Origin of the sequence: Streptomyces sp. NPDC051218 (assembly GCF_044455475.1) — a bacterium.
Classification (GTDB): Bacteria; Actinomycetota; Actinomycetes; order Streptomycetales; family Streptomycetaceae; genus Streptomyces.
Map to the genome: position 1 here is coordinate 1 of NZ_JBITEU010000013.1, position 25,102 is coordinate 25,102.

Genomic DNA, 25,102 nt, shown 5'->3' on the forward strand with positions numbered 1-25,102 from the left:
AAGCCTCCATGTCATCACCCTCCTCACTCCTGCACTGGACCCGCAGGATGATCGAGATCCGCAAACAGAACCCCGCCTTCGGACTCGGCTCGTACCTCGAGCTCTCCTCCTCCAACGCCGCCGTCCTCGCCTTCCTGCGCGAATACAACGACGACCTGGTCCTGTGCGTGCACAACTTCTCCCGCTTCGCACAGCCCACCGAGCTCGACCTCCGGGCCTACGACGGCCGCAACCCCGTCGAGCTCATCGGCGGCGTGCGCTTCCCCGCCATCGGCGAACTTCCCTATCTCCTCACCCTCGCCGGCCACGGCTCCTACTGGTTCCGACTCTGCGAAAGAGCGCCTCGGACCGTGCGTTCCACAAAGTGATCGGACGTGACGTCATGTCTTCGCCTCTGCTGCTGTCGTACGACACCGAGCCTCACCCCATCGCCGGGCCGACGCTGACGGCTTTGCTGAGCCGCTGGCTGCCACGGCAAAGGTGGTTCGCTCACCGGGAGCGTGCCGTCACCGGCGTCTGCGTGACCGCCGCGACGGAGCTGGCCCCCGACATCTTTCATCTGCTGGTGCGGGTCGAACAGGACGGCCTCCCGCAGGACTCCGCCTGTTACCAGCTGCTGCTGGGCGCCGTCACCGATCTGCCACCCCGCCTGAACGGCTGCCTGCTTGGCCGGATGGAGGGGCCGCGCGGCCAGGACCTCCAGGTCTACGACGCGCTGTACGACCCTCGGGCCACGATCCTGCTCCTCGACCGGATAAGGCGCGGCGGCGTCATGGGAGCACTCCGCTTCGAGTCGTTCCCCCGCTCCTCGGTACCCGCGGGTCTCATGCCCCACGTCCTGGAGGCAGAGCAGTCGAACACGTCCATCGTGTACGGCGACGAGATCATCCTGAAGCTGTTCCGCCGGGTCCAGCCCGGCATCAACCCCGACCTGGAGATTCCCGGGGTCCTGGCCCGGCACGGGTACACCCGCGTGCCGCCGCCCGTCGCGTGGTTCCACACCTCCCAGCCGTTCTGGGGCACGCTCGGCGTCGTGCAGCGCTTCCTCCGCGGAGCGACGGACGGCTGGACGCTGGCCCTGGAATCGGCGGTCGGCCAGGGTGACTTCTCCGAGCAGGCGAGGGAACTGGGCCGGTTGACGGGCGAGTTGCACGTGGCGCTCGCCGAGTCGTTCCCCGTGGGCGAGCCGACCGCGGAGCACCACACGCGCCTGGCCGACCAGATGACACATCGGTTGCTGCACGCCGCGGCCACCGTGCCCGCACTGCGCTCGCACGTGGCGGGCGTGCGCGAGGTCTTCATCAAGCTCGCCACCGCGGACGGCGGTCTGCACCTGCAGCGCATCCACGGCGACCTCCATCTGGGCCAGGTGCTGCACGCCGACGACCGGTGGCACGTGGTCGACTTCGAGGGCGAGCCCGCCAAACCCCTGGCGGAACGGCGCGCCGATCGCTCCCCGATCCACGACATCGCCGGCATGCTGCGCTCCTTCGACTACGCCGCCCACGTCGAGAAGGGGGCGCGGCCGGAGTGGGCGTCACGCTGCCGCAAGGCCTTCTGTGACGGATACGGCGACACGGGCCTCTTCGATCCCCAGGACGTACCGGTACTTCTGCACGCACACGAAGCCGACCGGGCCGTCTACGAGGTCCTCTACGAAGCGACGCACCGCCCCGACTGGATCACCGTCCCCCTGCGGGCCGTCGCACGTCTCGCCCGCCACCACTGATCGCCCGCCATCTGATCGCCCGCCCACGGTTCGAGGAGCAGCACACATGGCCGTCACCGACGTGTCCCCCGCCGCAACAGCCGACCCAGCGACCGCGGCCGTCCGCGGCGCGTGCGCGGTGCCTCCACTGGCCGCCGGCGACCGGGACCGGCTGCTGCGCGGCGCGCATCACGACCCGCACGCCGTGCTCGGTGCGCATCCCGTGCCCCACGGGGTGCATCTGCGGTGCCTGCGGCCCGGCGCGATGGCGGTGTCCGCCGTCATGGACGGCCTCGTGTGGGAGCTGCACGACGAGGGCGACGGCCTGTTCTCGGGCGGTATCCCGGTCGTCCAGGGACCCGCGCCCTACAGGCTGCGCGTGCGGTACCCCGAGGCCGTCCTGGAGGTGGAGGATCCCTACGGGTTCCTTCCCACCCTGGGCGAGCTGGATCTGCATCTCATCTCCGAAGGGCGTCACGAGGAACTCTGGACGGCGCTCGGCGCGCACGTGGGAGAGCACCAAGGGGTCCAGGGCACACGGTTCGCCGTGTGGGCCCCGAATGCGCTGGGCGTGCGGATCTGCGGCGACTTCTGTCACTGGGACGGAACCGCGCTGCCCATGCGGTCCCTCGGGTCGTCGGGTGTGTGGGAGCTCTTCGTACCCGGCCTGGGCGAAGGGGCGATGTACAAATTCGAGATCACCCGGGAGGACGGTTCGCGTACGCAGCGCGCGGACCCGATGGCGCGCCGCACGCAGACTCCGCCCGCGACGGCCTCCGTCGTGACGAGCAGCCACCATCAGTGGGGCGATGCCCAGTGGATGGAGCGCCGGGGTGACCGTCCGGCCCACGAGGCACCGATGTCCGTGTACGAGGTCCACCTCGGCTCGTGGAAACAGGGAGCCACCTACCGTGAACTGGCCGATGAACTCGTCTCCTACGTAGGGGAGTTGGGATTCACCCACGTCGAGCTGATGCCGGTCGCCGAGCACCCCTTCGGCGGCTCCTGGGGCTACCAGGTCACCGGCTTCTACGCCCCCACGGCACGCTTCGGATCTCCCGACGACTTCAAGTACCTGATCGACACACTGCACCAGGCCGGGATCGGTGTCCTCCTGGACTGGGTCCCTGGCCATTTCCCTCGCGACGACTGGGCGCTGGCCTCGTTCGACGGCCGCCATTTGTACGAGCCGCAGGACCCGCGGCAAGCCGAGCACCCCGATTGGGGCACCCTCGTCTTCGACTACGGCCGCAAGGAGGTCCGCAACTTCCTCGTTGCCAACGCCACTTACTGGTGCGAGGAGTTCCACATCGACGGACTCCGGGTCGACGCCGTCGCCTCCATGCTCTATCTCGACTACTCCCGCGAGGAGGGGGGCTGGTCACCCAACGCCCACGGGGGACGGGAGAACCTGGACGCGGTGGCCTTCCTCCAGGAGATGAACGCGACGGTCTACCGCCGCTGCCCCGGCGTCGTCACCATCGCCGAGGAGTCCACCGCATGGGGCGGGGTCACCCGGCCCACGGACCGGCCCGGGGCGGGCGGGTTCGGCGGCCTTGGGTTCGGGCTGAAGTGGAACATGGGCTGGTCGCACGACTCCCTGGCGTACATCTCCCACGAGCCCGTGCACCGCAAGTACCACCATGACGAGATGACGTTCTCGATGGTGTACGCCTACAGCGAGAACTACGTCCTGCCTCTCTCGCACGACGAGGTCGTGCACGGAAAGCAGGCGTTGGTGTCGAAGATGCCGGGAGACTGGTGGCAGCAGCGCGCCAACCACCGCGCCTACCTCGCCTACATGTGGTCCCACCCCGGCAAGCAACTCCTCTTCATGGGGCAGGAGTTCGCGCAGGGCGCCGAGTGGTCGGAGGCCGAGGGGCCCCAATGGTGGGTGCTCGATGAGGATCATCCGGCGCACCTGGAACACCGCGCGGTCCAGCGTCTCGTGGCCGATCTGAACCACCGTTACGTCGCGACGCCGTCCCTGTGGGAGCGGGACACCTCCCCGTCCGGCTTCACCTGGATCACCGCCGACTCCGCCGAGGACAACGTCTTCGCCTTCCTCCGCCACGCCTTCGACGGCAGCCCGCTCCTGGCCGTCTTCAACTTCTCGCCGGTGGTACGCCACGACTACCGGCTCGGCGTGCCTCCCGAGGCGGGCGATGCCTGGGAGGAGATCCTCAACACCGACGCGTCGCGCTACGGCGGCAGCGGCGTCGAAAACGAAGGCCCGTGCAGTCCGGACCCCCAGCCCCACCACGGTTTCGCGACATCCATCGCGTTGACGCTTCCCCCGCTGGCGGCTCTCTGGCTGAGGCCGATCAAGTCCGCGTGAGGGAGCCGCTCTCCCCCTGCGGGTCCTCGCTCAGGAACTCCGCGACCAGTTCCGGCGGGTTGGCGGCGCGGGTCAGGGCGAACATCTCGTCCGGGTCGGACATGTCGTAGAGGATGACCGGCAGGGGCCGTCCGAGCGCGCCGACGAGGTGCCCATCCGTGTGGAGTCGACGCGCCACGTCCACGCAGACTGCGTGGAACTCTTCCATGAGCGCGTCACCACGCTCCTCGTCCTCATCCTCGCCCTCGTCCTCGTTTTCGTACCAAAGGCCTTGGGCCGCCGCTTCACTTCGTTGGAGTTCGGCACCGACCGGATCGTGATCCGGGTCGTGGCCGATGACGCGGACGCCCTCCAGGGCTGACGGCGGGAAGTAGGCGTAGTTCCAGCGGGCATCCCACGGCTCCGACGCGCCGTCCCCGGCAAGCAGCTCGGCCACCTCGTCTCGGTGTTGTAGCCGATCGCCAGGTACGGGAACCTCGGGTCCTGGTCGACGCTGTCGATCCGAAAGGTGACCGCGTAGATATCGGAGGTCGACTCTTCGGGAAATCCCGTCAGGGCGCGCGCGGCCATCTCCCCCATGTGCTGCCGGAAAGTGGTCAACAGCTCTTCTCCTCCGCCGTCTTGGGTCAGCGCACGATAACCCCGGCGCGAAAGGCTCTACCGCTCAGTCAATGACGGCGGTTGCTTCGACCTCTACGAGATGTTCGGGGATGTCCAGCGCCGCGACGCCCACCAGTGTGCCGGGCGGCACCGGCGTGATCCCCAACTTCTCGGCCGCCCTTGCGACTCCCTCTCCGAAGAGAGGCATCTTGTCGGGAGTCCAGTCGACGACGTACACGGTCAGCTTCGCCACGTCGTCGAAGGAAGCACCGACTCCCGCGAGGGCGGTGGCGACATTGAGGTAGCACTGCTCGACCTGAGCGGCGAGGTCACCTTCCCCCACCGTGACCCCCTCCTTGTCCCAGGCGACCTGCCCGGCGAGAAACACCAACTTCGACCCCGTCGCGACCGACACCTGCCGGTAGGCATCGATCTTCGGCAGCCCATCGGGATTCACCAGAGTGATGGCCATGTTGCCCGTCCCTTCGTCTCCATCAGTTACTTCACTGCCCCGGGCCGGAGGTCGAGATCCGCACCCGGTGGAAGGTGTGCTCGGAGTCGGCGGCGTCGGCGGAGTTGGCGGCGTCGGCGGAAAGGAACGTTGCCAGGGCCTGGGCCTCTTCGGTGACCGCGGTGTGGTCCGCGCGGGTGAAGCGGGCCAGTGGGGTGACCGTCACGGTTTCTGCCTCCACGGTCCACGTGGCGGCGACCCTTCCGTCGACCAGGACGACACGTGCTCCGGCGACCGACAAGCCTCGGTGGGCGTCGTCGATGATCCGGCTGCGGTCGTGGTAGCCGAGGATGGCGTTGTCGAACGCCGGCAGGAACCGCACCGGAGCAGGCGTGTCGGGGTCAGGGCGTGGTGAGTCGGGGAGGTCGAGGAGTTCCCGGCCCCGCTCGTCCCGGAAGGTGACCAGCTCATCGCGCAGTGCGGCGACGGCGGCCGGCAGCCCGGCGAGTCCGCACCAGGCGCGCAGGTCGGCCGACGCGGCGGGGCCGAAGGCGGCGAGGTAGCGCCGCAGCAGCGCCTGTCCCACGGGGTCGGAGCCGTCCGATGAGGGAGGAACGACCTCGCGCTCCAGCCAGGACGCCAGCGGGAGGTAGCGAACTCCCGCCTTCGTCCGCCACAGTCCGCGCGGCGGCAGCTGCACCACGGGAACGACGGCCAAGAGCATCTCCCCCAGGGCCCGCGGCCCTGGCTGCGGCCAGCGTTCGGCGAGCGCACGAGCGAGCTGGGTCATCGAGCGTGGCTCACCGTCGGCCATGACCTCGCGGCCCGCCGCCGCGAGCTCGTCGAGGTCCGTCCCGTCGAGTTCGCTGCGGTAGACCCCGAGTACGCGTTGACGCAGCATCGTGTCGTGTCGGGCGCGCCAGGCCAGGGCGTCGTCGGCGGTGACGAGGTGCATGGTGCGGCGCATGAGGTGGGTGCGCACCACGCGTCGCCGTACGAGGTGGTCCGAGAGCTCCGTCGGGTCGAACGCCCGCAGCCGCGACCAGAGGCCGAAGAACGGCTCCTGCGGTTCCTGCGCCTGCAGACCGCCGAGATGCGCGACGGCGTCGAGTGCCGGTACGTCGGCACGCTCGAGGAGCAGCTGCCGGGCGAGCGTCGCGCGGTTGAGCGCCCGGCTGTCGAGAACGGTCATGGGCGGCCTCCTGCGGCGTGCTCGGACCCTTGGCAGTTTCATGGTGGACCCGCGAGGGATGTCCCCGTGGCCGGCGTGCTGGGCGGTCTCGGCGCTCGCATGCATCAGCGGGAGCTGACCCGGGTCGCGGGCCGCGGGGCGGCCTCGTCACATAGCGTGATCGCCGGTCGCGCCGTCGATGAGTTCCCGCAGGATGTCCATGTGGCCCGCGTGCCGTGCGGTCTCCTCGATCATGTGGATGAGCACCCACCGCAGCGACATGCTCGCGCCGAACCGCGCCGTGCCGAGCTCCTCGATCCCGACCTCGCCGATCACCTCGTCGGCGGCGGCCCGCGCCCGCCCGTAGTAATCCACGACGTCGGCGGTGCTCTCGTGCGACTCCACCCGCAGGTCCGCGCCGTCGTCCTCCGGATCGAACGGGAAGGGCTCCATCGCGCGCCCGAAGGTCTCGCAGAACCATCCGTACTCGACGACAGCGAGATGCTTGACCAGGCCGAGCAGAGTCGTCCCCGACGGCGTCATCGGCCGGCGCAGCTGCTCGTCGTCGAGGCCGTCGAGTTTCCACAGCACCGCGTCACGGTGCCGGTCGAGGCTGGCGTACAGGCTCTCCTTCTCGGCGCCGATGAACGGCACGTTCGTCACCATGCACGGCACCCTAACGGGCCCGCTTACTTGTTCGGGTCCCGGAAACGGCCGAACGCCTTCGTCAGGGCGCTCAGCGGCGAGCCCTCCGCCTTGACGTGTCCGGGCGTCGACGGCCGGGGCACTCCGTCGCCGCCGGTCACCTCGGCGAGCGCGGCCTGCGCCGCCTCGGCCGCCTGCTGGTACAGGTCGCGGGAGTTCGTCATGGCTTCCAGGGCCTCGGCGTACTTGGTGACCATGCCCTGGGCGTGGGTCAGCTCCTCGTCCGGGGTGAGCAGGTGCCAGCCCTGGCGCAGCCGGGTCAGGGCCTGCTCGGCCTCGGCGGGCAACGGGCGCGGCAGGGCGGCGAACTCCTTGATCCTGTCGAGGAGTTCGGTCGGTTCCGAGCCGTCAAGGAAGACGGTGCGCACCGAGAAACGCTCCGCGTCGTACCCTTCCGTCCGCGGCGTCGTGGGCAGGACCACGGCGCCGCCGCGCGGCATCCGTACGCTCAGCTCACGCTTCATCGCGAAGTCGGCGATCTGTGCCTGCTCCGGCGTGCCCCGGTGCTCGACCACCCTGTGCCGCAGGCTCGGGGGCAGGAACGTGGAGAGCGGCCGCTGGCCGACCGCGTCCGGCGTCATCGCCTCGTGCACCACGAGATGGATGTACCAGCTCTGGCGGGTGCAGTCCCGCAGCCGGTGGCGCAGCTCGTCGTCGTCCTTCGGCAAGTGGTTCGTCGTCCGCAGGCGCACGCCCGGCACCGTGTCGTGGTCCCAGGCGACCCGGTCGGAGTCGGGCCAGAACATCAAGGCGGGCGATGGCCAGTGCGCTTCCCAGGACCGCTCCGCCTCGGCGGCGAGGACCCAGGTGACGCCCTCACTCTCCTTGCGGCGGCTCTCGGGGTCGTACAGCGTCAGCTGCGCGCGGACCGTGACCTCGTCGGCCACGCGCCAGCGGGCCTCGAAGAGGCGGCGGGCGAACGGGCCGGGGTCGGCGGACTCGTCCCGCGGATGCAGGACGGTGGAGCGGGCCGCCTCGACAGGATCGAGGTCCAGGAAGTCGTCGAGCACCCCGGCCGCCTTGAGGGCGATCAGGTTGCGCCGGACGTCCTGCTCGGGCTCGGGCCCGATGTGGCGCCCGCGCCCCAGCCACGCGGTGTCGGGGACGGTGGTCGAGGAGGTGCTTTTCTTGGCCATGGAGTCGTTCTGTGAGTGGTCGGGGCCCGACCAGTATGGCTCCTGGACCTGAGGAAGAGAGCGGTACCCCGCACCGCCGCTCCCCCACGCGGGACGGACCGTACGTAAGGCGTCAAGCCGCTCCGATGCGGCCATCGCAGGTCAAACGGGGACGGCCGCGTCCCGGCCGGGAAAACGATGCGGCAGCGGCAGGACCGATGAGTATGCGTGCCGGACGATGTCTGAAGAGTGAGAGGGACGGTCACCGGCCATGTCCCCCATTCAGGAGAGTGATGCGCGATGAGGTTGGTACTGCAGGAATTCCTGTCCCTCGACGGCGTCTACCAGGGCCCGGGTGCGCCGGACGAGGACACCAGTGACGGGTTCACCCGGGGCGGCTGGTTCGTGCCGCACCTGGACGCGGAGTTCGAACGGCTTGTCGGCACCTGGCTCGGCCAGGCCGACGCCTTCCTGTTCGGCCGTCGTACGTATCTGAACTTCGCGCGGGACTGGCCGAAGATGACCGAGCACCCCGCGGCCGCCATCTTGAACGGCCTGCCGAAGTACGTCGCCTCACACAGCCTGACCTCGGCCGAGTGGGACCCGACCACGATCCTGTCCGGCGACATCCCCGCCCAGGTCGCCGAGCTGAAGCGGCAACCGGGCCGCGAACTGCAGATCCACGGCAGCGGACGACTCGGCCAGTCCCTGCTGGCGGTCGGCCTGGTGGACGAGCTGCGCCTGGCGATCGCCCCCGTGATCGTCGGCACGGGCCGTCGCCTGCTCCCGGACGGCGGCGCACCCACCGGCCTACGCCTTCTGAGCAACGAGACGACGCCGGGCGGGCTGGCGGTCCACGTCTACGAATCGACGGGCCACCCGGAATACGGCACGTACGGAGCCGACGCGTGACAGCCGCTCACGCGACGCGTGGCGGTTCGGCATCCGGAGCCGTGTTTCGCCTAGAAACGCCTTCATGTGTCACTACTGCGGTTGCCGGGAGATTCCTCTGATCAAGGAGTTCATCGCCGAACACGAGCGCGTCACCGATGCGGCGGGGGACGCGGTCCGTGCCCTGGAGCGGGGGGACATCGCCCGTGCGCAGGCGCTCGTGGACGTCATGGCCCGCGAGCTGGACGCGCACTGGCGAGGTGAGGAGAACGGCCTGTTCAAGGTGATGCGCAAGGACCCCGAGTACGCGGACTACATCGCGAGCCTGGAGCGCGAACACCGTGAGCTCGCGCGTCTGTTGCCCGCTCTCGATCTCGCGGACGCCGACGACGTACGTACCCTCACCGAAGCCGTCGACGAGCTGCACCGGCATATCGCCAAGGAGGAGGACGGCCTGTTTCCGGCCTCGCTCACCGCGCTCGACGGCGAGGAGTGGAATCTCTCCATGGCGGCCTGGCGAGCGGCACACCCCATGTGAGTGTCAGGGGCCCTGGTTGGTCCCTTCCCGTGGAACCGGTGGCGCGTCCCGACCGTCCTGCGGCGGTGACGCCGCCGTCCCGGCTACCTTCCGCGGCCATGGACACCCTCATCTTCGGCGGCCTCCTGGCCACCCTGTACGCCCTTCACCGGCAGCGGTCACGTGCCGTGCTGCTCGGCGGCTGGTGGATCATGCTCGTGCTGACGATCCTCCTGCTCGCTCATCACATCACCAGCGGCCTCAAGTTGGGGTTGAACTACTGATGAGCACTCTGACGGGCCCCCTGCCGGGGACCGAGCGCTTCAGCGTGCTCGGCAAGGTCCAGTACTGGTTCGCCTGCTTCTTCGCCGTCGGCTGGACAGGCGTGGTCTGCGGCGGACTCGGCGTGCAGTTCATCTCCTGGGACTACCCCTGCCCGCTGTGCATGGTGCAGCGCATGTTCATGCTGCTCGCCGCGCTGGGGGCGGCGTACATCGTGCGCCGGGGCATGACCGGCACGGTCACGGGCCGCGACTACATGATGGGCTGGGGGCTCGCTCTGGTCGCCGTGATGTGCGGCGCCTTCGCCTCCTGGCGGCAGACGATGCTGCACATCCTGCCGGGCGACAAGGGCTACGGCGCCCCCGTGCTCGGTCTGCACATGTACGTCTGGGCCTGGATCCTCTTCATGGCCTCAGTGGTGGCGATCGGCATCGTGATGGCGTTCGCCCACTCCACGGCCGACACCACGGTGCCCATGCGGGGAACGCGGGGAGGGCAGGGTGCGTACGGCATGGCCGGCCGCATCGTGCTCGGCTTCCTCGCCCTGGTGATCGCGGTGAACCTGGTCGCTGTCTTCCTCCTGGAGGGCTTCCACTGGTTCCTCCCGGACGACCCGGACCGCTACCGCTTCTTCTACGACGTCGGGATCATGGACTGAGGCGCCCCACCGCCCCCTCAGTGGGCCGGTGAGACGCCTCGGTCGGGCTCGACAGCCTAGAAGTCCACGTCGCTGCCCGGCTTGCCGTCGCGCTCGGGGCGCCGGTTCTCCTCGGCCCCCTGCGCGTCGCTCTGCTGGTCCTGCCTACGCGGCTGCTGCTTGCCACGCTCCTGATCGCGGGCGCGACGCTTGTCCCGGGGAGACTGACGGTTACCCATGGTCGTTCCTTACTTTCGGTGCACGCATCTTCGCGTGCGGTGACCAATCCAGTGCAACGCCACCCCCGAAAGCTGGCCGCTACATGTACCGCTCGGGCGGCGCTTGACCATGCCATAAGACCTGGTCAGCGCCCCATGGGGCTAGGCCGCTTCATAGTGGTGAGCCCGACCGCCACGCCACTTCACCCACGCCGGATCGTCGAGCAGCACTTCCGCGTCCGGCAGGCCGGCCCGGCGCAGGAACTCGATGACATCCGCATCGGAGTGCGCGAGGCCGAGGATCTTTCCGCGCGCCGTCACTCTGCGCCCGCCCGTCGGGGAGAGCGCGTGGACGATGATTGGCGCGGTCTGCATGTCTCCAGGGTGCTCCGCGGCGCCCATGTCAGCACTCCGAGCGGTAGAAACCGTCTATGCCCCGCCGGCCGCCATCCCCGCCTGGAAGGTCTTCCGGTACATCTGCGGCGAGACCCCGATGGCCGCGTGCAAGTGCTGTCGCAGTGACGTGCCGGTGGCGAAACCGACCTCCGCGGCGACCCGGTCCACCGACAGGTCGCTGGACTCCAGCAGATGCCGGGCCCGGTGCACGCGCTGCTGGATCAGCCAACGGCCGGGGCTCGTGCCCGTCTCCTCCTGGAAGCGGCGGGCGAAGGTGCGCGGGCTCATCCGCGCGTGCGCGGCCAACTCCCGCAGGGCGAGCGGCCGGTGGAGGTGCTCCAGGGCCCAGGCGCGGGTGGCCGCGGTCCCCGCGGCGCCCTCGTCCGGGATCGGCTGCTCGATGTACTGAGCCTGGCCGCCCTCTCGCCACGGGGGCACGACACAGTGCCGGGCGACGCGGTTGGCGACGGCGCTGCCGTGGTCGGAACGCACCACGTGCAGGCATACGTCGACTCCGGACGCGGCCCCCGCCGAGGTGAGCACATCACCGTCGTCCACGAACAACACGTCGGGATCCAGGTCGACTTGGGGAAACAACTTCCGGAAGTGATCGGCGAGCGCCCAGTGCGTCGTCGCGGGCCGCCCGTCGAGCAGGCCGGCCGCGGCGAGCGTGAAGGCCCCCGTGCAGATGGACACGAACCGCGTGCCGGGCCTGATCCGGGCGAGGGCCTCGCGCACCGGATCCGACAGCTCGGCGGTCAGGTACCGCAGGTCGTACGGCGGCAGGACCACCGTGTCCGCGCTCTCCAGCGCCTCGGGGCCGTGCCCGACGTTGACGGTGAAATCGGCGTTGGTGGCCACCGTGCGGTCCGCTGTCGCCGCGCAGGTCACCACCTCGTAGGCCCCGGGGACCAGCGAGAAGACCCTGTTGGGGATGCCCAGCTCGAAGGGGTAGACGCCGTCGAGCGCGAGGACGACCACCCGGTGCGGGCGACGGGCGAGGAGTTCCATCGACACTGAAGCCATGGCACGATCCTATCGCTTAATGGCAATCGTGCCATTGCCCAGGTCAGGCCCGTGCCGCACGCTGGATCCATGACCAACAACACCGCGTCTCAGCCCACCGAGCCGACTCGCTCGACCCAGCCGGCCATGAAGGCCACCAGCCAGGACGTCCTCGGCGACCCCGGCGTACTGAAGGAGATCGAGGTCGCACGCCCCGAGCCCGGCGTCGGACAGATCCTCGTCGCCGTGCACGCCGCCGGCGTGAACCCCACCGACTGGAAGCACCGCCGGTTCGGCGCCTTCCTGGGTGAGCCGCCGTTCACGCTCGGCTGGGACGTGTCGGGCGTCGTCGAGGCGGTCGGCATCGGCGTCTCGCTGTTCAAGCCGGGCGACGAGGTGTTCGGGATGCTGCCGTACCCGTACGGCGCCGGTTCGCACGCCGAGTACGTGACCGGACCCACGCGCGCCTTCGTGCCCAGGCCCGCGGGGCTGAGCCACGTCGAGGCGGGCGCCCTGCCGCTGGTCGCGCTGACCGCCTGGCAGGCCCTGGTCGACAACGCCCAAGTGGAGCCGGGTCAGCGGGTGTTGGTGCACGCGGCGGCCGGTGGTGTGGGCCATGCGGCGGTGCAGATCGCCAAGGCCCGCGGCGCGTACGTCATCGGTACGGCCTCCGCGGCCAAGCACGACTTCGTGCGCGGCCTGGGCGCGGACGAGGTCATCGACTACCGCACCGCCGACTTCGTGAAGGAGGCCCACGACGTCGACGTCGTGCTCGACCCGCTGGGCGGCGACGACCGGCTGCGCTCCCTGGAGGTGCTGCGGCCGGGCGGCATCCTGGTGTCGATCCTGCCGGGCAACTTCGGCGAAGTGGCCGAGCGGGCAGCCGAGTTGGGCGTGCGGGCCACGGACATGCTGGTGGAGCACGACCAGGCGGGCATGACGGCGATCGCGGCACTCGTCGAGGCCGGGCAGCTGCGGGTGCATGTCTCGGAGACCTACGCCCTCGCCGATGCCGCCAAGGCGCACGCCGAGGGCGAGACGGGCCGCGTCACGGGGAAGCTGGTGCTCACGGTCCGCCCGTAGGCGCCGGGCGCCACGGCACTACGCGACAGGGCGGGCGGCACCGGATTCGGCGCCGCCCGCCCTTGCCGCACTACCCGTAGAACTCCGGTCGCTCGACCAGCTCGACCTCGACGCGCCCGCCATCGCGCTGGGATGCCAGGCCCGCCTCGCACACGGCCGCGGCCGCATAGCCGTCCCAGGCGCTCGGCCCTGTGACCTCACCCCTGCGGGTCGCGTCCACCCAGGCCTGTACCTCGCGGTCGTAGGCGTCCTCGAAACGCTCGACGTAGTCGGGGGGTACGCGCCCTCCCCAGCGGCCCTCGGTGCTCACCCGGGGGCCCTGCTCGTCCCCGATGCGCACGACGCCCCGCTCGCAGACAGCCTCCGCCTGGACCTGGTAGCCGTAACCGCAGTGGCCGAAGATCTCGACGTCGGCGAGCGCGCCCGACGAGGTCTCCAGCAGGACGAACTGAGGGTCGTTCATGCCTGCCGGTGCCAGCGAGGAAGCCGTTGGCTTGAGCACGGTGACCGCCGCGATCTCCTGGTCGAGCAGCCAGCGGGTCGCGTCCACCTCATGGGAGACCGAGCTGGTGATGAGCATCTCGTCGGTGAACCCCGGCGGCATCGCCAGATTGCGGTGGCGTTGGTGCAGCATCAGGGCCGCGCCCAACTCCCCGCTGTGGAGCAGCCCTTTGAGCTTGACGTACTCGGCGTCGTAGCGCCGCATGAAGCCCACCTGGACGCGCCGATGACCGAGCCGCTGCTCCGCATCGAGGACGCGCAGGGAAGAGGCCGTGTCCGGCGTCATCGGCTTCTCGCACAGCACCGGAAGATCGCGGCCGATGGCTTCGATCAGGGCCGCCTCGTGGGCGTCGCCGGGAGAGGCGATGAGTACGGCGTCCACCTCTCCCGCCGCCATGGCGGCCACCGGATCGGTGTAGGCCGTGCACCCGTCGATCGTGGCGGCCAGGGTCTTCGCCCGCTCCGCCTCGATGTCGGCCACGGCCACCACCCGCGCCCCACTGATGACCTCGTGGAGCCGGCGCACATGGTCCGCGCCCATCTTTCCGGTGCCGATGACGGCCACACCGAGTCCTTGCTGAGATGGCATGACGATGGTGTCTCCCCTCCTGGTCGCCTTCTGGTGAAGGGCTTCGGGCCATCATCCGCTCAGGGGTGAGGGTGTCCCTGGTCGGGGTCGTCGTCGGGGGTCTGCCAGGTGGTGCCGCGCTGGGCTTCGCCGCTGGGCGGGTTGGCGTCGTGCGGGGGTGTGGTGGGCTCGGTGCGACGGGCCGCGCGGCGCCGGCCGCTGACGAACATGGCGAGCAGCCCGATGACCACGAAGAGGCCGACGATGATGAAGATCAACGAGCCGCCGCCCTCGACGGCCAGAACGGTATAGCTGTGAGTACGCATACCGATGATCTACCCCGTCCGAGGAGAAAAAGCGCCCGCCAGTGGGATGGGGCGTACGGAGCCGTGTGTCTTGCCCCCCGGCCCGATGCCGGAGTACAGCGCGACGTGAGGCCCCGTGATGGGGATGATGGAGCCGAAAGGGATCACGGGCGCGGGCCGCTGACGCGGGTCGTCTCCCGGCCTCGCGAGGTCGGGCGCCGGTAACCCGGAGGGTGGGGCGCCCATCGACCTCAGAACGGTACGAAGATGAACAGCGAAAAGGCACCTGCAAACCAGAACGTAGCCAGCAGCTCGGTGTTCGGAGCACCCTGTTGGGTCAGTCTGACCACGCGTGATCTAGGGGCTGCGGAGGAGTTCTACCACGCCGTCCTGGGGTGGGACTGGCGCATCGGCAAGCTGGGTGATGAGTACAGATTCGCGAGTGTGAACGGCGTGCCGGTGGCTGGGGTCTCGGCCGTGGATGCCGTGGGGCGGACGGCTGTCGCCTGGACTCCCTTCTTCGCCGCGTCCGACGCGAACGAGACCGTGGCCCGCAGTCAGGAACGCGGCGGGACGACCGCCGTGGGGCCCATCTCGTTCCCTCCCGGGCGAGCGGCGCTGCTGGCCGACCGCGAGGGAGCGGTATTCGGCATCTGGGAGGGCGAGCTGGTGTCCGACTGGGAGGAATGGCGCCGCGCCGCCCCGGTCTTCGTGGAGCTCTACACCCGGGACGCCTTCGACGCGGCCATCTTCTACGCCGAGGTCCTGGGCTGGGCTTCGACCGCCTCCGGCTGCTGCGAGGTCCACTACGAGGACGACAAGGTCGTCCTGCGCAGCGGGGGCGATGTCGTGGCCCGCATCCATTCGGGCGCGGTGGAGTCCGCGCCCGATCCGGAGGTCCGCCCTCACTGGCAGATCCACTTCACGGTCGAGGACGTGGACGCCTGCGTCCAGGCCGCGCGAGCCTACGGCGGCACCCTCCTGCACGGCGCGGAGGGCGCGACGGAGGCGCTCCTGAGCGATCCCGACGGAGCACGCTTCGTCGTCACCCAGCTCAAGGCCTGAACAACCCGGCTCACGGCTTGAGCAACCCGGCTCAAGGCCTGAGCAGCGCCTTGATCATGCCGTCTTCCTTGTCCTGGAACATCTGGTACGCCTTGGGGGCGTCTTCCAGGGTCATGTGGTGGGTGGCGAAGTCGTCGACGCCGAGCGGGTCCTCGTCGGTGAGGAGCGGGAGGATGTCGTCCACCCAGTGCCTGACGTTGGCCTGTCCCATGCGGAGCTGGATCTGCTTGTCGAACATGGTCAGGAGCGGCATGGGGTCGAGCGAGCCGCCGTAGACACCGGAGATGGAGACGGTGCCTCCGCGACGGACGATGTCGATCGCCGCGTAGAGGGCGCTGAGCCGGTCGATGCCGGCGCGGTCCATGAGCTTCTCGGCCACGGCGTTCGGCAGCAGGCCGACGCCCCAGTGGGCCGCCTTGGCCAGGGGCGCGCCGTGTGCCTCCATTCCGACGGCGTCGATGACGGCGTCCGTGCCGCGCCCGTCCGTCAGGTCCCGGATCTTGTTGCCGAGGTCCTTGCCGTAGCGACGCAGATCCAGAGCCTTCACACCGTCGCCGTAGGCGCGGCTCAGCCGCTCGGGCACCAGGTCCACGCCCACCACGAGGCTCGCGCCCCGGTGGAGCGCGATGCGCGCGGCCATGGCGCCGATCGGGCCGAGTCCGAGGACGGTCACCGTGCCGCCCGGCGGAATGTCGGCGTACTCCACGGCCTGCCAGGCAGTGGGCAGCACGTCCGACAGGAAGACGAACCGGTCGTCCGCGGGGCCCTCCGGCACCTTGATGGGCAGGGTGTTGCCGAACGGCACCCGCAGGAGTTCCGCCTGCCCGCCGGGCACCTGCCCGTAGAGCTTGGTGTATCCGAAGAGGGAGGCGCCCGTGCCGCGCTCCTTGACCTGGGTGGTCTCGCACTGCGAATGCAGGCCTCGGTCACACATGAAGCAGTTCCCGCAGGAGATGTTGAACGGCACCACCACCCGGTCGCCCGCCGACAGTTCGGTGACTCCGGGGCCGACCTCCTCGACGATGCCCATCGGCTCGTGCCCCAGGATGTCGCCGGGGTCGAGATAGGGACCAAGGACCTCGTACAGATGCAGGTCGGAACCGCAGACGCCGGTCGAGGTCACCCGCACGATGACGTCGGTCGGGTCCCGCAGCACAGGATCGGGGACTGTCTCGACACGGACATCTCGCTTGCCGTGCCAGGTGAGTGCGCGCATCGGGCTCTCCTTCGATAGCGGTGACGCTCGGCCCCTGCGGGTCTCCCGTGGGGGCGTCACTATGCGTGGGTACGTTCTCGCAGACGCCGGGCTGCCGCGGTCACGCCACGCGCGTGACGGGCGAGTCCGGCCCAGGGGTCCTTGTCGAGGCGGTCACCGAGGTCGCCGACGGTCCAGCGGCGCGCGGTCAGATCGGGTGCGTCCAGTTCGGCCCAGCTCAACGGCGCGGCCACGGGGGCGCCCGGCCGTGACCGGACGGCGAACGGAGCGACCACCGTCTGGGCGTAGCCGTTGCGTGCGACGTCGAGATACAGCCGCCCCTTGCGTGCGTCCTTGCGGGGCTCGGTCGTCAGCTCCCGCTCGTGGCGCGCGGCCAGTTCGTCCGCGGCGGCGCGGGCGAACGCGAGCACGTCGTCGGCGTCGTCGCGCCGGTTCAGCGGCACGACGACGTGCAGACCGCGTGAGCCCGTGGTCATCAGACCCGACGGAAGGTCCAGCTCATCGAGGAGTTCGCGCAGGCGGTGCGCCGCGCGGCGCACGGGCTCGAAGTCGTCGCCGGACGGGTCGAGGTCGAAGACGAGGCGGTCGGGGCGGCGCGGCCGGTCGGCGCGGCTCAGCCAGCGATGGGGGGTGATGCAGGCCTGGCCCGCGAGATACACCAAGGTGGCCGCGTCGTCGCAGACCACATGGGTGACCTCGCCGCCTTCCTTGGGCACCGTGGTGCGGTGAATCCAGTCGGGGAAGTAGTCGGAGACCTCCTTCTGGTAGAAGCGGTCCCCGTCGATCCCGTCCGGCATCCGCTCCAGCATCAGAGGCCTGCCGCGCAGTTCGGGCAGCATGCGCGGCGCCACACGCCGGTAGTGCTCGGCGAGGTCGGCCTTGGTGATGTTGTCCTCGGGGAACAGCTCCTTCTCGGCTCGCTTGACCTCGATCCTGCGCCGTCCGACCCGTAGCTCAACGCTGGAACTCACGTCACCGCCTCCTTCGCGCGGATGCCTGTGCTGCCCCCTCACTCCCGGTCCGGACTACGGGAGCGGCGTACCTCCGGTGGCGTTCATGATCTCCGCGGTGATGAAGCTCGCGTGTTCCGAGGCAAGGAACACGTACGCGGGCGCCATCTCGGCGGGCTGGGCGGGCCGGCCCATCGGGGCCTGCTTTCCGAACTCCTTGGTGTCCGGCAGCGTGGCCGGGATGAGCGGCGTCCACACCGGCCCCGGAGCGACGGCGTTGACGCGGATTCCGTTCTCGACCAGCATCTGCGCGAGGCCCTGGGTGAACGTGACGATGGCGCCCTTGGTCATGGCGTAGTCGAGCAGGTGCGGGCTCGGCTTGTAGGCCTGCACCGACGTGGTGTTGATGATGGAGCCGCCTGCCGGAATGTGCGGGACGGCCATCTTGCACAGCCAGAACATGCCGTACAGATTCGTGCGCACGACACGGTCGAACTGCTCCGTGGAGATCTCCGTGATGCCCTCGGGCTGCGACATCTGGTACGCCGCGTTGTTCACCAGCACATCGATGCGTCCGAACTCCGCCACGGCGCGCTCGACGAGGCGTCGGCACTGCTCCTCTTCCCGGATGTCGCACGGCACGGCCAGACCACGGCGACCCGCCTTCTCGACGAGCCCGACCGTCTCCTGGGCGTCCTCCGCCTCCGTGGGCAGATAGGTGAACAGGACGTCGGCGCCCTCGCGCGCGTAGGCGAGAGCGACGGCCCGGCCGATGCCGGAGTCGCCGCCGGTCACGACAGCTGCCCGGCCCTCCAGCAGTCCGCTTCCCCGGTAGGACTCCTCGCCGTGGTCGGGCGACGGGTCCATCGGCCCGGTCCAGCCCGGGGTCTGCTGGTCCTGCTGGGCGAACTCCGGCTGCGGGTGCTTGGTCGTCGGGTCCTGGGGGCTGTCACTCATCGGTGCGCTTCCTTCCTCGGGTCCACTGTCTCCAGCTTGCTCCGCACCTCTCGGGGGCGCGAACGCCTGACTCCGCTCACGGCACACGGCCTGAGTGAGCGCGAGCCATCGGGGCACCGGGTGTCCCGCGGGCCGGGGTCCCACACATTCCGTTCCGCTCGCCGTGCGGGTGAGATCGGGGGTGCATAACCTGTACGCGGCCTCCGGACCAGTCGGTGGAAGGGAGCTGAGGTGAGCGAGAAGGACGAGCTGCGGACCTACCGGGAGAAGCGGCACTTCGAGCGGACGAGCGAGCCGCGCGGTGAGCGCGGGACGCGGGACGCCGGGCGGACTCCGGCCGACGAGCCCGCGTTCGTGGTGCAGATCCACGACGCGAGCTCGGTGCACTTCGACTTCCGCCTCGAGGTCGACGGCGTACTGAAGTCCTGGTCGGTCCCCAAGGGCCCCTCCACCGACCCGCACGACAAGCGGCTCGCCATCCCCACCGAGGACCACCCCATGGAGTACCGGGACTTCGAGGGGGTGATCCCCAAGGACGAGTACGGCGGCGGGACCGTCATCGTCTGGGACCACGGCACGTACCGGCCGACCAGTCACGACAAACGGAACCGGCCGGTGCCCTTCGACCAGGCCTTGGAGAACGGTCACGCCACGTTCGTCCTGCGCGGCGAGAAACTGCGCGGGGAGTACGCGCTCACCCGCTTCCACAGCCGCGAGGAGAAGAGCGGAGGGTCGTCCGCGAAGCCGACATGGCTGCTCGTGCGCACCGGCCACCACTCGGCTGGCGGCACCCCCGATCCACGGCGGGCGCGCTCGGCACGCAGCGGCCGTACGCTGCGCCAGGTCGCCGAGGCGCCGGACGCGCCGACCTGGCGTTCCGACCGGGGAGAGCGGGAATGACCGGCCTGCTGGACTCGCTGCCGCCCGACCTGGCCGCCCGCACCCGCGAGGCGGCACCGGGCGTCGACCTCGCGGCGTCCCCGATGCTGGCGACGCTCACCAACCTGCGGCAGTTTCCGGCCGGCTGGATCTTCGAACGGAAGCTGGACGGCATCCGGGCGCTCGCGGTGCGCGAGAACGGCACGCTGACGCTCCGGTCCCGGTCCGGGCGACGGCTCGACGCCACGTACCCGGAGATCATCGACGCGCTCGCCGGGCAGGACAGTGCGGACTTCACGGTCGACGGCGAGATCGTCGCCTACTCGCACGGCAGGACCGACTTCTCGCGACTGCAACAGCGCATGGGGCTCACCCGGCCCGCCGACGTGGCGGCGAGCAAGGTCGCGGTGACCTACTACGTCTTCGACCTGCTGCGCCTGGACGGCATGGACGTCCGGCGGCTGCCGTTGCGCACCCGCAAGTCCCTGCTGCGGCGCTCGATCACGTTCACCGCGCCCTTGCGGTTCAGCACCCATCGCAACGAAGGCGGTCCCGAGCTCCTCGCCGACGCGTGCGGGCGCGGATGGGAGGGCCTCATCGCCAAGCGGGCCGACAGCGCCTACCAGGCGCGCCGCTCGGGTGACTGGCTCAAGCTGAAGTGCTCCCGGGGCCAGGAGTTCGTGGTGGGCGGGTTCACCGAGCCCGCGGGCAGCAGGTCGGGCATCGGCGCACTGCTCATCGGCTACTACGAGGGCGAACGGCTGCATTACGCGGGCAAGGTAGGCACCGGGTTCGACGCGCGCACCCTGCTGTCCCTGCGACGGCGACTCGACGAACTCCAGGTACGGGAATCGCCGTTCGCGGACGCGGTTGCGGAGCGCAGACCCCATTGGGCGCAGCCGCGTCTCGTGGCGCAGGTCGCCTTCACGGAGTGGACGCGCGACGGCATGCTGCGCCACCCACGCTTCCAGGGGCTGCGGGACGACAAGAACCCGGCCGATGTGGTCAGGGAGCGCGGGGAGAACTGAGCCGCGTGGCCGGCTACGTGGCCGCGTTGAGCCGGGCCGCCTGACGCGTCAGGTGGTCACGTTCGGGGAGGTTGGGCGCCTTGCGGGCCGCCTCGGCGTAGAGCCGCGCCGCCTCCTTCAGGTCCCCGTCGCGCTCGTGGAGGTACGCCGCCACCGCGGCGTGCCGTGGCAGTGAGTCGTCGAGGGCCGCGAGCGCCGCCAGACCGGCGCGCGGTCCGTCGGCCTCGCCGACGGCCACCGCGCGGTTGAGCCGGACGACCGGGCTGTCGGTCAGACGCACGAGCTCGTCGTACCACTCGACGATCTGCACCCAGTCGGTCTCGTCGGCGGTGGGCGCGTCCGCGTGGAGTGCGGCGATGGCGGCCTGGGCCTGGAACTCGCCCAGGCGGTCACGGGCGAGGGCCGCGTGCAGGATCCCGATCCCCTCGGCGATGGACGTGGTGTCCCACCGGCCGCGGTCCTGCTCGGCCAGCGCCACGAGGCTGCCGTCGGGCGCGGTCCGGGCGGCGCGCCTGGCGTGGTGGATCAGCATGAGGGCGAGCAGGCCCGCCACCTCGGGGTGGTCGATCGCTGCCGCGAGCTGCCGGGTGAGCCGGATGGCCTCGGCGGCCAGGTCGACGTCGCCGGAGTAGCCCTCGTTGAAGACCAGGTAGAGGACCCGCAGCACGGTGGCGACATCGCCGGGCTCGTCGAACCGCGTGTCGGAGACGGTTCGCTTGGCCCGGCTGATGCGTTGCGCCATGGTCGCCTCGGGCACCAGGTACGCCTGGGCGATCTGGCGGGTGGTGAGACCGCCGACGGCGCGCAGCGTGAGCGCGACCGCGGACGACGGCGTCAGCTTCGGGTGGGCGCACAGGAAGTAGAGCTGGAGCGTGTCGTCCAGGGCGGACGCGGGGCCGGGCGCCGGTTCCTCGTCGACGAGGTCCTCACGCCGGCGGCGTGCGGTGTCCGAGCGGGTCGCGTCGAGGAACTTGCGCCAGGCCACCGTGACCAGCCAGCCCTTCGGGTCCCGGGGCCGCTCGTCCGGCCAGACGCGGACCGCCTCGACCAGGGCGTCCTGTACGGCGTCCTCGGCCGCCGCGAAGTCGGCTCCGCGGCGGACGAGGATTCCGAGCACGCCCGGTGTGAGGCTCCGGAGCTGGGCTTCATCCATCTGCGGTGTCACTCCGTGGCGGTGTGCTTCGCGCCCATGAACGGGCGGATCTCGAGCCATTCGTGGATCGGCTTCCCGCCTGCCCCGGGGGCGGCCGACAGTTCCCCGGCCAGTTCGAGTGCGCGGTCGTAGGTGTCGACGTCGATGACCATCCAGCCGGCGATGAGGTCCTTGGTCTCGGCGAAGGGGCCGTCGGTGACCGGCGGGCGGCCCTCCCCGTCGTACCGGACGAACGTCCCCTCGGGAGCGAGCGCCTGGCCGTCGACGAACTCCCCGGTCTTCTCCAGGCGGTCCGCGAAGTCGCGCATGTACTGCATGTGGGCCGAGATCTCCTCGGGCGTCCATCGCTCCATGGGTACGTCGTTGACCGCGGCCGGGGCGCCCCGGTAGTGCTTCAGGAGCAGGTACTTCGCCATGGTGTTCTCCTCGGTGCTGGTGCGGCCCATTGTGGTCGCGTTCACCACGGGGACGGAGCGGGATTCGGATTCTCGACATCACCGCGCGACTTTTCTCGAATTCCCTCGAGGAGCGCCCGGCCCGGAGACTCGGAGGAACAGTCTTGACGATCACGACCCGGACCGCGCGTTACGCCACCGGCGGCGCCGGCAAGCTCCTCGACCTCTATACGCCCAGCTGTCCTTCCGGGCAGCGGGATGAGCGATGCGTGCTGCTCTGGCACGGCATGGGCCCCGACGAGCGAGACGTGATGGCCTCGCTGGCTCGGGAGATCGCCGGGTTCGGCCCCACCGTCCTCGTTCCCGACTGGCGTTCGGACCGTCCCGACGGCGGCCGGGAACACCTCACCGACGCCCTGCGGTTCGCCCGCGACCACGTGGGCGCGTCCACCGACGGAGCCGCCCGGTTGGTCCTGGCGGGGTGGTCGGCCGGGGCAGCCGCCGCGGTGGGCGTCGCTCTGCGGCCGGAGGTCGTCGGCGGCTGGAGGCCCGCCGCGGTGGTGGGCGTGGCGGGCGGCTATCGGCGCCCGGCACCCACCACGGGCACCGCGCCCCTCGAAGCCGTCGGAGGGACGGTGGCACCGATACCCCTACGGCTCGTGCATGGCACCACGGACGAGGTCGTGCCCGTCGACTCCTCGCGCGAACTGCACGAAGCCCTGCTCGCTCACGGCTGGGACTCCGAACTCTCCGAGCCGGTGACCGACCACGCCGGGGTGCTCGGCTGTGTGTACGACCCGGCCACGCACCGGTGCCTGGCGACGGACGAGCCGTCCGTATCGCGTATCGGGCGAGAGACAGCGCGCTTGATAGCGGGCGCGGTGTCCCCTGCCCGTTAGCGGTGTCCCCTGCCCGTAAGGGGAGCAGGGCTTTGGCACTGGGCAGGGCAGGGCCTTGGTCCTCGGGATGGGTGAGGAAGGTCCCGGTATGGCGCCTCCCGTCTGCGGAACCACCTGGCGAGACCGCGAACCAGATGGGGAGAGGGCGCTATGCCAAGGGACATCGGTGTGAGCAGCGAGCGTGAGCAGCAGCGGCGGGAGAGGCCTGCTCCGCGCGCGAGGGGGCAGGGCCGGGATGCGGGGCGGGTGTGGACCGGCGTCCGGCCGTTCCGGCGGGGCGGGGGGCTGCGCCTTGTTCCGCCGCCAGGTGAACGGCGCGGTGCCGTGCCCGGCAACAGCTCGTCGCCGCACGCTTCGCAGAAGGCACGGGGTGCGCCGTGCTGGCTCAGTCTGGCCTCCGGTGACGTCCTGGCCGCCAAGAAGTTCTATGCCCGCGTTCTCGGCTGGTGCCATGTCCCGCTGATCGGCGCGCCGGACCGGGCTCGCTTCCTGGCGCTGCGGTGCGGAGCGCCGGTGGGAACACTCAGCCAGGCCACGTGCGACCTGGGCGTCTCCGCCGGATGGATTCCCTACTTCGGCGTCAATGACGTGGACGCCATGGTGGGCAGGCTGCGCGAGCGCGGCGCCACCGTCGCCGTAGGGCCGCTGACCACGGAAACCGGGCGGCTGGCCGTGGCCGCGGGTCCACAGCAAGCGGTGTTCGGACTGCGCCAGCAGGCCCCCGATCCCCGCTGGCAGGTGGGCACGGGCCCCGTCGCCCGGCTCGAGCTGCGCACTCGGGACATCTTCGCCGCCGCCTACTTCTACGGGGACGTACTGGGCTGGGCGGGCACGTCGGGCGACTGCTGCGACGTGGAGTACACGAACGGGCAGATCGAGGTGCGTGACGGGCTGCGCACGGTCGCCGCGTTCAGGGATGCCACGACGTCCGGTTGGCAGCCGTGCTTTCGCGTGGCCGACGTCGGCGTGGCAGCCGTGGCGGCCACCGGCTGGGGCGGGCGGGTCATCTCACCGCCCGAAGGCCCCCGCGGCCGGCGCGAAGCCGTGCTGGCGGACCGTGAGGGCAACCCCTTCACGGTCGTCGCGAACTGAGCAACGCAGAACGAGAGAGTGAGGAGTCAAACGATGTTTCTGCAGGCGCCGGACGTGGACGAGGTCGCCGAGCCGGGTGGACGGGGACGGGGCGACAGCGTCGGGCTGCCGTGGATCGAGGAAGCCGACCAGGTCGCGCCGAGGGACGCCCGGGAGCTGTCGAAGCTCTTCTTCGAGGAGCTGAAGGCGCTTGAGGAGGACTCCCCCGGCTACCTGTACACGCGCAACACCCTGATCGAGATGAACCTCTCGCTGGTGCACTACGTGGCCGGCCGCTACCGCAACCGCGGCAACGGCCAGCTGGAGGACATCGTCCAGGTCGGCATCGTGGGCCTGATCAAGGCGATCGACCGGTTCGACATCGACCGCGGCTTCGAGTTCGTCTCCTTCGCGGTTCCGTACATCCTCGGGGAGATCAAGCGCTACTTCCGTGACACCAGTTGGGCCGTGCACGTACCGCGCCGACTTCAGGAACTGCGGCTTCAACTGGTCAAGTCCCAGGAGCGGTTGTCCTCGACGCTCGGCCGCGAACCCACCGTCACGGAGCTCGCGTCCGATCTCTCGGTGACCGAGGACCAGGTCCTGGAGGTGATCGTGGCGGCCAATGGTTACGCCGCAGGCTCGCTGGACAGCCCGCGCAGCGAGGGAGAGGAGGGCGGGGCACAGACCACCGGTCGCTCCCTCTCCGACGTCATGGGCGAGGAGGATCCGGCCATCGAGGTGTTCGAGGACCTGCACGCCTTGGCCCCGCTCCTGGCCGGACTCGACGAACGCGAACGCCGCATCATCGAGATGCGGTTCGGCCAGGAGATGACCCAGGCGCAGATCGGAGCCGCCCTGGGGCTCTCGCAGATGCACGTCTCACGGCTCCTGGCAGCCACCCTCGCCGTCCTCCGCACCGGTCTGCTCACCTACGACTAGGAGAAGTCGGCGAGGTTACGGGCTACGGGGCTGCGGGTCCGGGCAGCGTGCTGCCC

Annotated in this window: 29 protein-coding genes; 14 read left to right on the top strand and 15 right to left on the bottom strand. The window is 70.3% G+C overall.

What is annotated here, in order from left to right:
* From ACIBCK_RS33480 to glgB, 3 genes are all read left to right on the top strand, one after another.
* Window positions 1-368: alpha-glucosidase C-terminal domain-containing protein (locus ACIBCK_RS33480; protein WP_399396357.1), on the top strand; the 368-nt coding region annotated here is incomplete at its 5' end.
* 14 nt (window positions 369-382) lie between these two features.
* The gene (locus tag ACIBCK_RS33485; RefSeq protein WP_399396358.1) at window positions 383-1,729 is read left to right on the top strand and encodes a maltokinase; all 1,347 of its coding nucleotides are present in this window, start codon (window positions 383-385) and stop codon (window positions 1,727-1,729) included.
* 46 nt (window positions 1,730-1,775) lie between these two features.
* Window positions 1,776-4,046, top strand: coding sequence for a 1,4-alpha-glucan branching enzyme (gene glgB / locus ACIBCK_RS33490; protein ID WP_399396360.1), 2,271 nt, complete (start codon window positions 1,776-1,778; stop codon window positions 4,044-4,046).
* Here the strand turns inward: glgB and ACIBCK_RS33495 are convergent.
* The 5 genes from ACIBCK_RS33495 to ACIBCK_RS33515 form a co-directional block, all read right to left on the bottom strand.
* A complete protein-coding gene (locus ACIBCK_RS33495; protein WP_399396362.1) occupies window positions 4,033-4,482 on the bottom strand; it encodes a hypothetical protein in 450 nt (149 codons plus the stop codon). The genes glgB and ACIBCK_RS33495 overlap by 14 nt on opposite strands.
* A 228-nt stretch (window positions 4,483-4,710) precedes the next feature.
* A complete protein-coding gene (locus ACIBCK_RS33500; protein WP_399396364.1) occupies window positions 4,711-5,118 on the bottom strand; it encodes a RidA family protein in 408 nt (135 codons plus the stop codon).
* Between the two features lie 31 nt (window positions 5,119-5,149).
* Window positions 5,150-6,289 (bottom strand): winged helix DNA-binding domain-containing protein, encoded by a 1,140-nt coding sequence (locus ACIBCK_RS33505; RefSeq protein WP_399396366.1) that lies wholly within the window; start codon window positions 6,287-6,289, stop codon window positions 5,150-5,152.
* A 147-nt stretch (window positions 6,290-6,436) separates the two neighbouring features.
* Window positions 6,437-6,934: a DinB family protein gene (locus ACIBCK_RS33510; protein WP_399396368.1), complete on the bottom strand. Its 498-nt coding sequence runs from the start codon at window positions 6,932-6,934 to the stop codon at window positions 6,437-6,439.
* Between the two features lie 23 nt (window positions 6,935-6,957).
* Window positions 6,958-8,109, bottom strand: a complete 1,152-nt coding sequence (locus ACIBCK_RS33515; protein ID WP_399396369.1) for a hypothetical protein — start codon at window positions 8,107-8,109, stop codon at window positions 6,958-6,960.
* A 279-nt stretch (window positions 8,110-8,388) separates the two neighbouring features.
* Here ACIBCK_RS33515 and ACIBCK_RS33520 point away from each other — a divergent pair, with 279 nt between their 5' ends.
* From ACIBCK_RS33520 to ACIBCK_RS33535, 4 genes are all read left to right on the top strand, one after another.
* A complete protein-coding gene (locus tag ACIBCK_RS33520) occupies window positions 8,389-9,000 on the top strand; it encodes a dihydrofolate reductase family protein (protein ID WP_399396371.1) in 612 nt (203 codons plus the stop codon).
* A 64-nt stretch (window positions 9,001-9,064) separates the two neighbouring features.
* Entirely contained in the window at window positions 9,065-9,517 is a 453-nt protein-coding gene (locus tag ACIBCK_RS33525; RefSeq protein WP_399396373.1) for a hemerythrin domain-containing protein, read from the top strand.
* A gap of 98 nt (window positions 9,518-9,615) precedes the next feature.
* Window positions 9,616-9,780, top strand: a complete 165-nt coding sequence (locus tag ACIBCK_RS33530) for a DUF5993 family protein (protein ID WP_399396375.1) — start codon at window positions 9,616-9,618, stop codon at window positions 9,778-9,780.
* The gene (locus ACIBCK_RS33535; protein WP_399396377.1) at window positions 9,780-10,436 is read left to right on the top strand and encodes a disulfide bond formation protein B; all 657 of its coding nucleotides are present in this window, start codon (window positions 9,780-9,782) and stop codon (window positions 10,434-10,436) included. Before ACIBCK_RS33530 ends, ACIBCK_RS33535 begins: the two co-directional genes overlap by 1 nt.
* A 56-nt stretch (window positions 10,437-10,492) precedes the next feature.
* Here the strand turns inward: ACIBCK_RS33535 and ACIBCK_RS33540 are convergent, their stop codons facing one another.
* From ACIBCK_RS33540 to ACIBCK_RS33550, 3 genes are all read right to left on the bottom strand, one after another.
* Complete coding sequence (locus ACIBCK_RS33540) at window positions 10,493-10,654, bottom strand: hypothetical protein (RefSeq protein ID WP_399396379.1); 162 nt, start codon at window positions 10,652-10,654, stop codon at window positions 10,493-10,495.
* Window positions 10,655-10,795: 141 nt separating this feature from the next.
* Window positions 10,796-11,008, bottom strand: a complete 213-nt coding sequence (locus ACIBCK_RS33545; protein ID WP_367048065.1) for a hypothetical protein — start codon at window positions 11,006-11,008, stop codon at window positions 10,796-10,798.
* A 54-nt stretch (window positions 11,009-11,062) separates the two neighbouring features.
* A complete protein-coding gene (locus ACIBCK_RS33550; protein WP_399396381.1) occupies window positions 11,063-12,055 on the bottom strand; it encodes a GlxA family transcriptional regulator in 993 nt (330 codons plus the stop codon).
* 69 nt (window positions 12,056-12,124) lie between these two features.
* On the opposite strand from ACIBCK_RS33550, the gene ACIBCK_RS33555 reads away from it, so the two are divergent.
* A complete protein-coding gene (locus ACIBCK_RS33555) occupies window positions 12,125-13,117 on the top strand; it encodes an NADP-dependent oxidoreductase (RefSeq protein ID WP_399396383.1) in 993 nt (330 codons plus the stop codon).
* Window positions 13,118-13,187: 70 nt separating this feature from the next.
* On the opposite strand, the gene ACIBCK_RS33560 is transcribed toward ACIBCK_RS33555, so the two are convergent.
* On the bottom strand, window positions 13,188-14,207 hold the full coding sequence (locus tag ACIBCK_RS33560) for a Gfo/Idh/MocA family protein (protein WP_399396384.1): 1,020 nt from the start codon (window positions 14,205-14,207) through the stop codon (window positions 13,188-13,190).
* Between the two features lie 59 nt (window positions 14,208-14,266).
* Window positions 14,267-14,512 carry a DUF6479 family protein gene (locus ACIBCK_RS33565; RefSeq protein ID WP_399396385.1) on the bottom strand — a complete coding sequence of 82 codons (246 nt, stop codon included), beginning with the start codon at window positions 14,510-14,512 and terminating at the stop codon, window positions 14,267-14,269.
* Between the two features lie 246 nt (window positions 14,513-14,758).
* Between ACIBCK_RS33565 and ACIBCK_RS33570 the strand changes: the two genes are divergently transcribed.
* Window positions 14,759-15,556 (top strand): VOC family protein, encoded by a 798-nt coding sequence (locus ACIBCK_RS33570; RefSeq protein WP_399396387.1) that lies wholly within the window; start codon window positions 14,759-14,761, stop codon window positions 15,554-15,556.
* 31 nt (window positions 15,557-15,587) lie between these two features.
* Here the strand turns inward: ACIBCK_RS33570 and ACIBCK_RS33575 are convergent, their stop codons facing one another.
* Genes ACIBCK_RS33575 through ACIBCK_RS33585 form a run of 3 tightly spaced genes read right to left on the bottom strand, consistent with a single transcriptional unit; the run spans window position 15,588 to window position 18,679 of the window.
* Window positions 15,588-16,772, bottom strand: a complete 1,185-nt coding sequence (locus ACIBCK_RS33575; RefSeq protein WP_399396389.1) for a zinc-dependent alcohol dehydrogenase — start codon at window positions 16,770-16,772, stop codon at window positions 15,588-15,590.
* A 59-nt stretch (window positions 16,773-16,831) separates the two neighbouring features.
* Window positions 16,832-17,743 carry a non-homologous end-joining DNA ligase gene (gene ligD / locus ACIBCK_RS33580; RefSeq protein ID WP_399396391.1) on the bottom strand — a complete coding sequence of 304 codons (912 nt, stop codon included), beginning with the start codon at window positions 17,741-17,743 and terminating at the stop codon, window positions 16,832-16,834.
* A 54-nt stretch (window positions 17,744-17,797) separates the two neighbouring features.
* Entirely contained in the window at window positions 17,798-18,679 is an 882-nt protein-coding gene (locus ACIBCK_RS33585; protein ID WP_399396393.1) for an SDR family oxidoreductase, read from the bottom strand.
* A 231-nt stretch (window positions 18,680-18,910) separates the two neighbouring features.
* Here ACIBCK_RS33585 and ACIBCK_RS33590 point away from each other — a divergent pair, with 231 nt between their 5' ends.
* Together ACIBCK_RS33590 and ligD (ACIBCK_RS33595) are read left to right on the top strand one after the other, a co-directional pair.
* A complete protein-coding gene (locus ACIBCK_RS33590; protein WP_399396395.1) occupies window positions 18,911-19,579 on the top strand; it encodes a DNA polymerase ligase N-terminal domain-containing protein in 669 nt (222 codons plus the stop codon).
* Complete coding sequence (ligD, locus tag ACIBCK_RS33595) at window positions 19,576-20,586, top strand: non-homologous end-joining DNA ligase (RefSeq protein WP_399396397.1); 1,011 nt, start codon at window positions 19,576-19,578, stop codon at window positions 20,584-20,586. The genes ACIBCK_RS33590 and ligD (ACIBCK_RS33595) overlap by 4 nt, the downstream gene beginning before the upstream one ends.
* A 13-nt stretch (window positions 20,587-20,599) precedes the next feature.
* Here ligD (ACIBCK_RS33595) and ACIBCK_RS33600 read toward each other — a convergent pair whose 3' ends face one another.
* Together ACIBCK_RS33600 and ACIBCK_RS33605 are read right to left on the bottom strand one after the other, a co-directional pair.
* Window positions 20,600-21,739: an RNA polymerase sigma factor gene (locus tag ACIBCK_RS33600; protein WP_399396398.1), complete on the bottom strand. Its 1,140-nt coding sequence runs from the start codon at window positions 21,737-21,739 to the stop codon at window positions 20,600-20,602.
* A gap of 8 nt (window positions 21,740-21,747) precedes the next feature.
* Complete coding sequence (locus ACIBCK_RS33605; protein WP_399396679.1) at window positions 21,748-22,155, bottom strand: YciI family protein; 408 nt, start codon at window positions 22,153-22,155, stop codon at window positions 21,748-21,750.
* Between the two features lie 143 nt (window positions 22,156-22,298).
* Here ACIBCK_RS33605 and ACIBCK_RS33610 point away from each other — a divergent pair, with 143 nt between their 5' ends.
* From ACIBCK_RS33610 to ACIBCK_RS33620, 3 genes are all read left to right on the top strand, one after another.
* Window positions 22,299-23,033 (top strand): alpha/beta hydrolase, encoded by a 735-nt coding sequence (locus ACIBCK_RS33610; protein WP_399396400.1) that lies wholly within the window; start codon window positions 22,299-22,301, stop codon window positions 23,031-23,033.
* Window positions 23,034-23,357: 324 nt separating this feature from the next.
* Window positions 23,358-24,125, top strand: a complete 768-nt coding sequence (locus ACIBCK_RS33615; RefSeq protein ID WP_399396402.1) for a VOC family protein — start codon at window positions 23,358-23,360, stop codon at window positions 24,123-24,125.
* A gap of 33 nt (window positions 24,126-24,158) precedes the next feature.
* Window positions 24,159-25,046 (top strand): SigB/SigF/SigG family RNA polymerase sigma factor, encoded by an 888-nt coding sequence (locus ACIBCK_RS33620; RefSeq protein ID WP_399396404.1) that lies wholly within the window; start codon window positions 24,159-24,161, stop codon window positions 25,044-25,046.
* Window positions 25,047-25,102: the final 56 nt, after the last annotated feature.

Excerpts from the sequence above, each read along its gene's own strand:
- ligD (WP_399396397.1), top strand. The coding sequence starts at position 19,576 with ATGACCGGCCTGCTGGACTCGCTGCCGCCCGACCTGGCCGCCCGCACC.
- ACIBCK_RS33565 (WP_399396385.1), bottom strand. The coding sequence starts at position 14,512 with ATGCGTACTCACAGCTATACCGTTCTGGCCGTCGAGGGCGGCGGCTCG.
- glgB (WP_399396360.1), top strand. The coding sequence starts at position 1,776 with ATGGCCGTCACCGACGTGTCCCCCGCCGCAACAGCCGACCCAGCGACC.
- ACIBCK_RS33575 (WP_399396389.1), bottom strand. The coding sequence starts at position 16,772 with ATGCGCGCACTCACCTGGCACGGCAAGCGAGATGTCCGTGTCGAGACA.
- ACIBCK_RS33555 (WP_399396383.1), top strand. The coding sequence starts at position 12,125 with ATGACCAACAACACCGCGTCTCAGCCCACCGAGCCGACTCGCTCGACC.
- ACIBCK_RS33570 (WP_399396387.1), top strand. The coding sequence starts at position 14,759 with ATGAACAGCGAAAAGGCACCTGCAAACCAGAACGTAGCCAGCAGCTCG.
- ACIBCK_RS33505 (WP_399396366.1), bottom strand. The coding sequence starts at position 6,289 with ATGACCGTTCTCGACAGCCGGGCGCTCAACCGCGCGACGCTCGCCCGG.
- ACIBCK_RS33560 (WP_399396384.1), bottom strand. The coding sequence starts at position 14,207 with ATGCCATCTCAGCAAGGACTCGGTGTGGCCGTCATCGGCACCGGAAAG.
- ACIBCK_RS33515 (WP_399396369.1), bottom strand. The coding sequence starts at position 8,109 with ATGGCCAAGAAAAGCACCTCCTCGACCACCGTCCCCGACACCGCGTGG.
- ACIBCK_RS33535 (WP_399396377.1), top strand. The coding sequence starts at position 9,780 with ATGAGCACTCTGACGGGCCCCCTGCCGGGGACCGAGCGCTTCAGCGTG.
- ACIBCK_RS33605 (WP_399396679.1), bottom strand. The coding sequence starts at position 22,155 with ATGGCGAAGTACCTGCTCCTGAAGCACTACCGGGGCGCCCCGGCCGCG.
- ACIBCK_RS33545 (WP_367048065.1), bottom strand. The coding sequence starts at position 11,008 with ATGCAGACCGCGCCAATCATCGTCCACGCGCTCTCCCCGACGGGCGGG.
- ACIBCK_RS33620 (WP_399396404.1), top strand. The coding sequence starts at position 24,159 with ATGTTTCTGCAGGCGCCGGACGTGGACGAGGTCGCCGAGCCGGGTGGA.
- ACIBCK_RS33525 (WP_399396373.1), top strand. The coding sequence starts at position 9,065 with ATGTGTCACTACTGCGGTTGCCGGGAGATTCCTCTGATCAAGGAGTTC.
- ACIBCK_RS33585 (WP_399396393.1), bottom strand. The coding sequence starts at position 18,679 with ATGAGTGACAGCCCCCAGGACCCGACGACCAAGCACCCGCAGCCGGAG.
- ACIBCK_RS33530 (WP_399396375.1), top strand. The coding sequence starts at position 9,616 with ATGGACACCCTCATCTTCGGCGGCCTCCTGGCCACCCTGTACGCCCTT.
- ACIBCK_RS33500 (WP_399396364.1), bottom strand. The coding sequence starts at position 5,118 with ATGGCCATCACTCTGGTGAATCCCGATGGGCTGCCGAAGATCGATGCC.
- ACIBCK_RS33510 (WP_399396368.1), bottom strand. The coding sequence starts at position 6,934 with ATGGTGACGAACGTGCCGTTCATCGGCGCCGAGAAGGAGAGCCTGTAC.
- ACIBCK_RS33600 (WP_399396398.1), bottom strand. The coding sequence starts at position 21,739 with ATGGATGAAGCCCAGCTCCGGAGCCTCACACCGGGCGTGCTCGGAATC.
- ACIBCK_RS33540 (WP_399396379.1), bottom strand. The coding sequence starts at position 10,654 with ATGGGTAACCGTCAGTCTCCCCGGGACAAGCGTCGCGCCCGCGATCAG.
- ACIBCK_RS33485 (WP_399396358.1), top strand. The coding sequence starts at position 383 with ATGTCTTCGCCTCTGCTGCTGTCGTACGACACCGAGCCTCACCCCATC.
- ACIBCK_RS33550 (WP_399396381.1), bottom strand. The coding sequence starts at position 12,055 with ATGGCTTCAGTGTCGATGGAACTCCTCGCCCGTCGCCCGCACCGGGTG.
- ACIBCK_RS33520 (WP_399396371.1), top strand. The coding sequence starts at position 8,389 with ATGAGGTTGGTACTGCAGGAATTCCTGTCCCTCGACGGCGTCTACCAG.